The organism is Pollutimonas rozaliensis, from assembly GCF_048751585.1.
Lineage (GTDB): Bacteria > Pseudomonadota > Gammaproteobacteria > Burkholderiales > Burkholderiaceae_B.
Genome location: NZ_JAZHOB010000028.1, coordinates 1 through 479, shown reverse-complemented (window position 1 = coordinate 479; position 479 = coordinate 1). Strand labels below are relative to the sequence as shown.

Genomic DNA, 479 nt, shown 5'->3' with positions numbered 1-479 from the left:
CAGGCCCGGCCCGAGAGCTCCGAGACGCGCTGCCTCACCAACGACTGGTACCAGCGCTCGACCGTGGCGCTGCCGATCTGATGCGTGACCGTGAGCTTGCGCTGACTGACCCCGCCCTCATGCGCTTCAAATACCTCCAGCCGATACGCCTCGGTGGCCCGCAGCCGCGGGCGTATGCCGGCAAACCGGTGTCGAAAGTAGCGATTACAAGCGGTGCAGTGATACTTGGGCACACTCAGGTGCAGCACCATCAACTAGTTGCCTTGGCGCGTGTGCTTGAGCGTGCGCTGATGCATCGCCTTGATGCGTACCGGCGACTGCTGGCAGTGCACACACGCCGGGCGCTTGGTGGGCCTGGCCCAGACGTGAATGTCTCGGCGCCGCTCCACGCGATCAATGACCAAATCTCTGAGTCCTAAGATAAAATCGACTGGGGACATCGGCATTCGCTCCATTAAGCTCGTTCTTCGCAAAAACAA

At 61.2% G+C, this 479-nt stretch carries 1 protein-coding gene and 1 pseudogene; both read right to left on the bottom strand.

The window, feature by feature from the left end:
• Positions 1-251, bottom strand: a pseudogene (locus V0R37_RS23425) (ISL3 family transposase); the annotation flags it as partial.
• A 3-nt stretch (positions 252-254) separates the two neighbouring features.
• On the bottom strand, positions 255-479 hold a 225-nt coding region (locus V0R37_RS23420), incomplete at its 5' end, for a hypothetical protein (RefSeq protein WP_420376519.1).